We start from the raw sequence: 8,763 nt of genomic DNA, 5'->3' as shown, positions 1-8,763 counted from the left end.
AATGCAATTTAGGGCGGAATCACGAGAGATTCTCTGATTTTCTTTTTCAACAGGCTCCCAAAAACAGGGCGGGGCTTCCGTTTTACGGAGGATTGTCGTTGTTCCGACAGATTCTTTTAAAGATTCAGTCCACTTTGTGGGTAAGGTTATGACCCAATGAGGGTGGGGCCATTTCTGGTTTTCGAGAGAATTGTCGTTTATACGACAAGAATATGGAGAAAAAAACGAACTTGTTTTGAAAGACTTCCTCGATACGGAAGCTTCTTAAATTCTATCTTATTCTTCGAAGAATCGATCCCAAATCGTTTCAATCTTTGGGATCGATCTTTTTGATTTTATTTTTACAGACTTTCAAGCATGACACACGTTTTAGGCTCTTCGGAAGAATCTGGTTATTCTTTGTTGCGCGTTATAAACGGTCTTATACAATACGGGAACCGCCACTAACGTTAGAAAAGATGAGAACGCAAGACCCCACCCGAACGCAAGAGCCATCGGAACTAAAAATGGATCCCTTCCTCCGATTCCGTAGGCAGTCGGCAACAAACCCAAAACGGTTGTCACTGTAGTTAAGACGACGGGCCTTAGACGCAAAAGTCCGGTTTCGATCAGGATAGAATCGATATCCTCGCCGGGTTTATCCATTCTCAACTGGTTTGCAAAGTCGACGAGAACAATCGAATCGTTTACGACCACCCCCGCCAAACCGACGATTCCTAAAAACGCGAGAAAACCAAAGTATTCTCCGTGTAAGACGAAAGCAAGAATGACCCCGATCAAAGAGAAAGGAATCGAACTTACAACAATTATCGGTTGAATCAAAGATCGGAATAAGGAGGCCAAAATCATAAAGATGATGATAAAGGCTACGAGAAAGGCCCTTCCTAAACTCGCAAGAGATTCTTCCGTGTCCTTATTTTCTCCTCCAAAACGCATGCGGTAACCGGGATATCTTTCTATAATTCCTTTTGCGAGTTTTGCAATCTCCGCATTCGCCCTTCTTGTATCGGTTTTGGATTCGTCCAAGTTAGCCGTCACCGTGAGGAGACGTTTCCCGTCCAAGTGATTGATGTTTGCAAAACCCGGTTCTCGGACATAAGTAATCAGCTTGGAGACCGGAATCAGTTTTCCGATTTGATTGCTCACAAAGATATTGTTCAGAGAGCCGATTGACTTCCGGACTTCCTCCGGAAATCGGACTTTGACTTCCACTTCTTCATCGGCTCTTTTGATCTTCGTCGCAACCGTTCCCTGAAACGCGGTGTTGATCGCCTGAGCTACTTTAAAAACGGAAACTCCTGCGGTGGAGGCGAGCGATTCGCTCACTTTGATTCTTACCTCGTCCTTCCCTTCGTTGAAGTCGTCTCCGATATCGGTGACTCCGGGAACCTTCGCCATCACACCCTTATATTCTTCTCCAATCCGAATGAGAGTTTCGTAATCGTCTCCGCGTATTTCAATGGCAACCGGTTTCCCAACCGGAGGACCGCCTGAAATTTTTTCAAAATCCAACGCGAGAAGTTGTCCTTTGAATCTTGAAAATTCGGCGGGAAAACCGTTAAGATTGAACGGTTTGTATTCCTGTTTCTTTTTCTCCGCTTCTTTTTTACGGGTTTCTTCCAAAATTTGAATCGATTTTTGATTGAGAAGCCAGATCGTTTTTTCCCTTACTTCCGATATAATTTCATCCGTGCTTCTCTTTCGATTTTCTTCAGGAGTCAGATAAACGAGGATTTGTCCGTAGTGTTTCCCTCTTTTTGTAAACGGATCGTTAGGATCTTTTTGAATGATCCCGATCCTGGTAACAAAATTCTCGACTTCTTCTTTTGAAACTTTAGCAAGTTCCTTTTCTAAAACGTTAGCAAATCTTTCAGTCTCCTGAAGAGAAAGCCCGGTCTGACCAGTAAGTTTGATCTGAAATACGTCCACGGAACCCGGAAAAAGTTTGAATTTTCCGGCGACCGCGAACAACGCAAAACTTCCGATCAACATGGCGAATAGATAGATAAAAATCTGAAGCCTATGTTTGAGTGCGAACTTCAGAAGAGGGAGATAATAGTTTACCTTTAGCTTATAGAACCATCCGCTTTCCTCTTTGATCTGTCCCGAATGAAATTTGTTCTTATTGATATCATACAAATGCGATGGAAGAATGAAGAATGCCTCGGAAAGAGAAGCGAGTAACGCGATGATCACTACCAAAGGAATGCTGTAGATAAACTTTCCGAAGATCCCTGTCATAAACAACATCGGAGCAAAGGCTGCGACAGTCGTAGTTACCGTTGCGGTGACGGGATCGATCACTTCCGCGCTCCCCTTGAGAGCCGCTTCATACGCAGGCATTCCTTCTTCCATGTATCGATAGACGTTCTCACAGATGATGATCGCGTCATCCACTAGGATCCCTACGACGATGATCAAGCCGAACATCGAAATCAGATTCAGCGTCAATCCGAGATAGTTCATAATCACAAAGGTGGCGCCGAAGGAAACCGGAATCCCAAGGGCGGTCATCAGAGCCACTCTCCAACCTAAGAATAAAAAGAGCGAGGCCGTCACTAAAATCAAACCGCCCGCGGCGTTGGAAAGAAGAACTCCCAATCTTCTTCGGATGTATTTCGAAAGGTCGTTTACAAACGCATATTCGAATTCACCGTTGGAGCTTTTTCTAAATTCTTCGATGACTTTTTTTGCTTCGTCCACGACAAGAATTGCGTCAGCTTTCTCCCGTTTGATGACGGTCATCGCGATTGTCTTTCTACCGTTGACCTTATCGAGATATTCGGCTTCTTTTAGTCCTTCCGTAACGGTGGCGACGTTGTCGATTCGGATCGAATTTCCGATCTCATTGGATCGGATATGTACTCCGGAAATTTCTTTGGGAGAATCGAATTCTCCGATCGTTCTAAGGATGACTTCCTTTTGATTTCCGGCGATATTTCCGCCGGGAAAGTTAATATTCCGATTCTTTAATGCAAAGATTACGTCCTGGCTCGTAAGATAGTGTGAGAACATCGCAGCCGGATTGATATCCACCTGCATCTCCGTTTCTCTCCAGCCTCTTTTTGAAATTCTCGCGACGCCCGGAATATCTTCGAGAGCTTGTTCCACGACCTTTGCCTGCGCCTTGAGTCTTTTTTCAGCCTCTACGCTTGTGTCTTCGGACTTCAAACTGATATCGATTTCGATCACGGGTTGTCTGGAAGTCGTAATCTCCGTAACCAGCGGATCCTCCGCTTCTTCGGGAAGGTCTTCGACTCGATCGATCGAGGACTTGATATCGTCCACGACCTTCTGAGTGTCCTTCGCGTCCGGATCCAGAGTGATTACGATTCCGGAACGGTTTTCAATCGAGGCCGAACGAAATTCTTTGATTCCATCCACTTCCTTGATCGCTTCTTCCAGAGGTTTTGTGACCAACTTTTCGATTTCGGAAGGGGAGGCTCCGGGAAATACCGTGACTACGCTTACGATATCGAAATTGATGTTCGGAAATGCCTCACGATTCATCCTCACGGCTGTAAAACCGCCGATAAGAATGATCAAGAAGGTAAGTAGGTTTACGAAGATACTTTTAGAAAGGAAATACTCAACAAGGGATTTCATATATTTTTATTTTATAATTTTCTAATCTAGAATTTTTCCGCCGGAGTCCAATGTGTCGTTGAAACCGAACAATTTTGTGTCTTTTAGACGGTCAACATAAAGAATTCCTCGAAGATGATCGCATTCGTGTTGATAGACGACGGCCTTATATCCTTCGATCTTCTCGTCGAATTTGTTTCCCTTCTCGTCCATCCACTGCATTCGAATCTGATTCGGTCTTTCCACGTATCCTCGCATCCCGGGAACCGAAAGACATCCTTCCCAAAACCCCGAACTTTCGGTGGTAAGGGGAGTGATGATCGGATTGAGAATCACCCGATCCGGAACGTCGGGAGTTCCCGGATAACGCTCGTTATCCTCCGAACCGACCACTACGATCTGTTTCAGGATTCCGATCTGCGGCGCCGCCAATCCCACACCTTCCGCGTGACGCATCGTATCGAACATATCTTTGAGTAATTTTTTAAATTCTTTTGTTTGAATCTCGTCTTCCGTAACGGGCTCGGATTCTTGGCGGAGAAGCGGATCTCCCATTCTTAAAATTTTTCTTACTGACATATTAAAAACCAGGTTCCATCTTAAAGTTCGACTTTTTTTGGACAGAAGAAATCGGTATCTCGGCAAGAATTTTCACGACCGATTCTTTCAAAAGAACTTGGATCGAATTCCGATCTGCGGACTCGATTCTAAAAACTCGAAACGCCTGTAATTGTTTTCCCGATGCCCTTATCTGTTCGCTGACGGTCCCCGGTATTCCCGTAAACAAAACAACGGGAGATAAACTCGATTCTTCGATTCCTTTTTGAAAACTTTTTTCCAACGTTTCGAACAAGGTATTCAATTCTTGCGATAAAAGAAACCAAGGGTTCCAAGGGAATCTTTCCAAAATCCATTCTGCGTTTTTAGGAAACCAGGGAAAAGGGTTCCTATGTTTTGCAAACGGCGGATTTACGAGACAAGCGGATTCGATTCTTTCCGGAAATTTTTTGATCAATTCGAAAACGATTCCTGAAAAGTATCCTTCTCCTAAAAGTTTGATTTTCCCTTTTGTCTTCAGAATTTCGGAAGAAATCGATTCGATCCATTCTTCATACCTTGGAAAACTCGTTTGGAAGGTTTGGATCGGAGTTTCGAAAACCCGAAGGGAAAAGTCGCGCATAAAAGCTTCAACAGAAATACGTCTTCCCGGAAAGTCAAAATCGGGAAGAAGAAAAAGAGGCGCTTTTGTCGAAGCGCCTAACCGTCGGATAGAGATTCGATTTGACATAGGTTGCTGACGTGAACTACGATTTCCAATCGTTTTACCGAACTTTTTATTTCCGGATGAAAATAGCCATAAAAAAAGAAGAATGAAAATGAACCCGAATTCCGACTTATACGGAACAGAACGTTCGTTTTGTTTTCAAACTCGAAACGTTTCCGGTTTCTTTCCGGTAAATTCGGACGGAGAGGGGATTGTAAAAGAGTTTGACAGAGCTTAGAAAGTTTAAAAACTCAAGTGGCGGAAGTCGTAATTGGAGACGAGGGGAATCGAACCCCCGACCTTTTGAATGCCATTCAAACGCTCTCCCAACTGAGCTACGTCCCCGCTTAGGAAGCAGGTTTTTACCAAATTCCTTGAAGTCAATACAAATACAGGAGTGTTAGGATGAGTGAATCTATCGAGGATTTACAAAAAAAATTGAAGATCCAGAATGATATTATCAAAGGTTACGAGAAGGTTCTTAGACTCAACGAGCAGGAATTGGAAAACGCCGATGAAATCATTCGTATGTACGAAGGTATCATTCAGTATTCCGGTTCGGAACTCAAAGACGCAAAGGAAGCGTTTGACGCGACTAACGTAGTTACCAATCTTTCCCGCGAAGAATTGATGGGAGCCTTAACCCGAATTCGCGAATTAGAAAATGCAAATAAGAAACTAAGAGAAGAATCCTTAAAGTTTCAGGCCGGCTGAACCTCTGCTTTGATCTCGAGTAAAAAACAAGACTCTCTCCTCAGACAAACTTCTGATGGAAAACTTTACCTGGAGGACAATCCAGGTTTAACGATTGTTTTTGAATCTCTTCTCACGGAAATCATCCAACTCACCTCCGCAAAATTCGGCATATTCAATTTTCGTTTAGAAGACGGAAGTCCGCGTTCTATCTTGGGAAATCCCCCTTCCAACGCGATCGAAGAAGCAGGATTGATTTCAGACTTCTGTTTCAAAACCGGACAAGATATCAATCTCAAAAAAGGAAAAAGCCCGAGCCGGCTGATCCCTCCGCTCAAATACAACGCGGTCTGTTGTGTTCTTCACGTCGGAGAATTGGGAGTTTCCTCTTCCGAAAATCAGAAAAAGATATTCGGAACCATCTTTCTCGGAAGACCGGAGGGAGAGGGAGGCGAATTCAGAGAATCCGATTTTGATCATCTGCGGGCCACCACTCGAATCATCTCGGATCTTTTAGAAGAATCCTTTGTTTCGGGAGAATCTTCTCTTGTAGTTTTGTCTCTTATGACGACTTCTCGAGTCGCTTTGGAATCGGTACAGATTCGTAAACAAACGGATCGTTTTGATTTCTTATTAACGGAGATTATCCGTGTTTCCGGTCTGATCAATAAGTCCTTGGATCTCTCCCAACTTTTGGAAGCGATCATGCTTTCTTCCAAGTCCGTGTTTCGCACCGAAGCGTGCAGCGTTTTGCTTTTGGATGATACAAAGGAATATCTTTACTTTCACACCGTTCTCGGAGAAAAAAAAGACGAGGTCACGAAGGTACGAGTTCCGGTCGGAAAGGGAGTCGCGGGAATGGTCGTACAGGATAAACAGCCAATGATCATCAACGACGCGATGAACGATCCTCGTGTGTACCGAGAAGTGGACAAGGTTTCGCACTTTGTAACGAGAAATATTATGGCCGCTCCTCTTTTGGTCGAAGGGCAAGTCATCGGCGTGATCGAAGCCATCAACACGATCGATCGTAGCTTTTTTACCGAAGAAGATATGGAATTGTTCCTGAGTTTTTCCGGAACTTCCGCGCTCGCGATTCAAAAAACCGGACTTCTCCAAAACCTTGAAGCCGCAAACAAGGATCTTCGAAAAAAAGTTTCCGAATTGGAAAGTTTATTCGAACTTTCTCAAGTGGTTTCTTCCGCAAAAAATCAGGCGGATCTGATGAAACAATCCATTCCCGTGATTCACGGAGAAATGGACGCGGGTAAAACCGGAATCTTTTTGATCAATCGAAAGATGGGAATTCTTACTTCGATCTCCTATACTTCCGAAAAGACGGTCGAAATTTTCAGAACGACGAGTTACCAAGGAAGTTTTATCCATCGTTCGATCGAAGAGGAAAAAACCTCCGTAAAAGAAGACATTCAAAATTTTGCATTCGATCACGAACTCGATTTGGAGTATCTCAAAGGTTCCTATATAGTTCTTCCTCTCACACACCAGGGAAGAAGCGCGTTTGGTGCGATCACGGTTTCGGATCGTGTGGACAAACTTTCCTACAACCATTCTCACCTTAGACTATTGCAGACATTCGCTTCTTTGATCGCGAGGGGGCACGAAACTCTCAAACTTCAAAACGAAATGATTTCCAGAAAGGCGTTACAACGTTCCTTGGAAAGAGAGATCGAGATCACCCGCGAAATCCAAAAAAATATTCTTCCCGAACCTAAAAGTTTCAATTCAAACTTCGATCTCGGCGTTAAGTCGGTTCCCGCAAAGGAAGTTTCGGGAGACTTTTACGACTACTATCAATACCAGGACGGACAGTATTCCTTTTTGGTTTCGGACGTTTCCGGTAAAAGTTTACCCGCTGCCATCTTTATGGCGATGAGTTCCTCGATCATTCGCACCTTAGCCAGAAATCACGATCTCAATCCCGAAGAGATTCTAAAACAAGGGAACGCGCTTATCTACGAAGATTCTCACAATGGAATGTTTGTGACCACCTTCTTCATTCACTACAACCCGGCGATTTTTACTCTGGACTACGCGTCCGCAGGTCACAACGATCAGATTCTGATCCGAAAGGACGGAACCTGGGAATTGATCAAAGGTTCCGGTCCTCCTCTCGGTGTGATCACTTCCGCGAGTTACAAGGGAGGAAGTCTGATCGTGGAGCCGGGTGATATGGTGATTCTTTATACCGACGGAGCGATCGAAGAAAAAAACGCGAAGGATGAAGAATTCGGTTTGGAAAGAATGATCCAAGAAATCATAGCCAGAAAAGATCTTCCTTCCGCACAGATCATAGACGAACTCTTCGGTTTAGTTCGGGAATTTTCTGGAACACCGGAACTCTACGACGACTTCACCGTGATGATTCTGAAGTTCAACGACGACTACCAATTCTCAAGAGAATTCGAAGCAAGCACTTCCGCGATCCCTTTGTTTCGGGAGTTCGTATATGAAACGATCAAAGTTCGCGATCTCGACGAAGCTCTGAGAGACGACATTCTTCTAGCCTGCGACGAAGCGGGAACCAATATCGTGATGCACGGTTATGAAAACACAACTTTGAAAAATCCAAAGTTTGAATGTAAAATACGCTTTACAGGGGATTGGATCACCATTGTATTAATTGATTCCGGGAAAGTCTTTCAAAGAAAGCAAGTTCAGGAACCTTCGATAGAGGACAATCTGAGCGGTAAAAGAAAGGGTGGATTCGGAGTCTATCTGATCGAAAAGCTCATGGATTCCGTCGATTATTCCAGCGATGGCGGAAAGAACGTTTTAGTTCTCAAGAAGAATTTTCAACACAAGGCTTCGAATGGAAATCACATCTGAAATAAAAAATCATTCTAAAATCATCCACTTGATCGGAAACCTGGACGTTCACAACACTCACAAAATTGAATCGGTGTTCATGGATCAGATCAAGACCGGCGATTCTCGCGTTCTCATATTGGATCTTTCCTCCGTCGAATTCATTTCTTCCGCAGGTCTTCGGATCATCGTTGCCGCTCTTAGAGAATGTAAGGAAAGAGACGTCGAACTTCGCCTCGCCGGAATCAAACCTGCTGTAAAAAAGGTTTTTGATATCATCGATATGAATTCTATGTTTAGCATTTTCGAAACTCTCGAGTCCGCTATAAAATAGCCAAGTTCCTCGCCTCGGTTTCGAATTTAACTTTCCCGAGAATCCTTTTCTTAAAAACTGG

At 43.9% G+C, this 8,763-nt stretch carries 6 protein-coding genes and 1 tRNA gene; 3 read left to right on the top strand and 4 right to left on the bottom strand.

Annotation, left to right across the window (positions count from 1 at the left end; all coding sequences use genetic code 11):
- Positions 1 to 369: 369 nt before the first annotated feature.
- The 4 genes from JWG44_RS01600 to JWG44_RS01585 form a co-directional block, all read right to left on the bottom strand.
- Positions 370 to 3,606 carry an efflux RND transporter permease subunit gene (locus JWG44_RS01600; RefSeq protein ID WP_205273216.1) on the bottom strand — a complete coding sequence of 1,079 codons (3,237 nt, stop codon included), beginning with the start codon at positions 3,604 to 3,606 and terminating at the stop codon, positions 370 to 372.
- Between the two features lie 21 nt (positions 3,607 to 3,627).
- Positions 3,628 to 4,164: a peptide deformylase gene (def, locus tag JWG44_RS01595; protein WP_205273215.1), complete on the bottom strand. Its 537-nt coding sequence runs from the start codon at positions 4,162 to 4,164 to the stop codon at positions 3,628 to 3,630.
- A gap of 1 nt (position 4,165) precedes the next feature.
- Positions 4,166 to 4,765 carry a hypothetical protein gene (locus tag JWG44_RS01590; RefSeq protein WP_205273214.1) on the bottom strand — a complete coding sequence of 200 codons (600 nt, stop codon included), beginning with the start codon at positions 4,763 to 4,765 and terminating at the stop codon, positions 4,166 to 4,168.
- 356 nt (positions 4,766 to 5,121) lie between these two features.
- Positions 5,122 to 5,194, bottom strand: a tRNA-Ala gene (locus JWG44_RS01585).
- 60 nt (positions 5,195 to 5,254) lie between these two features.
- On the opposite strand from JWG44_RS01585, the gene JWG44_RS01580 reads away from it, so the two are divergent.
- From JWG44_RS01580 to JWG44_RS01570, 3 genes are read left to right on the top strand one after another with little or no spacing between them, the layout of a single operon-like run.
- Positions 5,255 to 5,563 carry a hypothetical protein gene (locus JWG44_RS01580; protein ID WP_069607319.1) on the top strand — a complete coding sequence of 103 codons (309 nt, stop codon included), beginning with the start codon at positions 5,255 to 5,257 and terminating at the stop codon, positions 5,561 to 5,563.
- Positions 5,564 to 5,572: 9 nt separating this feature from the next.
- The gene (locus tag JWG44_RS01575; protein ID WP_205273213.1) at positions 5,573 to 8,389 is read left to right on the top strand and encodes a SpoIIE family protein phosphatase; all 2,817 of its coding nucleotides are present in this window, start codon (positions 5,573 to 5,575) and stop codon (positions 8,387 to 8,389) included.
- On the top strand, positions 8,373 to 8,702 hold the full coding sequence (locus JWG44_RS01570; protein ID WP_205273212.1) for an STAS domain-containing protein: 330 nt from the start codon (positions 8,373 to 8,375) through the stop codon (positions 8,700 to 8,702). Before JWG44_RS01575 ends, JWG44_RS01570 begins: the two co-directional genes overlap by 17 nt.
- The last annotated feature ends 61 nt before the right edge of the window (positions 8,703 to 8,763 follow it).

The organism is Leptospira ainazelensis (assembly GCF_016918785.1).
Taxonomy (GTDB): domain Bacteria; phylum Spirochaetota; class Leptospiria; order Leptospirales; family Leptospiraceae; genus Leptospira; species Leptospira ainazelensis.
The sequence above is the reverse complement of the archived record's forward strand: the minus strand, read 5'-3'. Positions and strand labels throughout refer to the sequence as shown.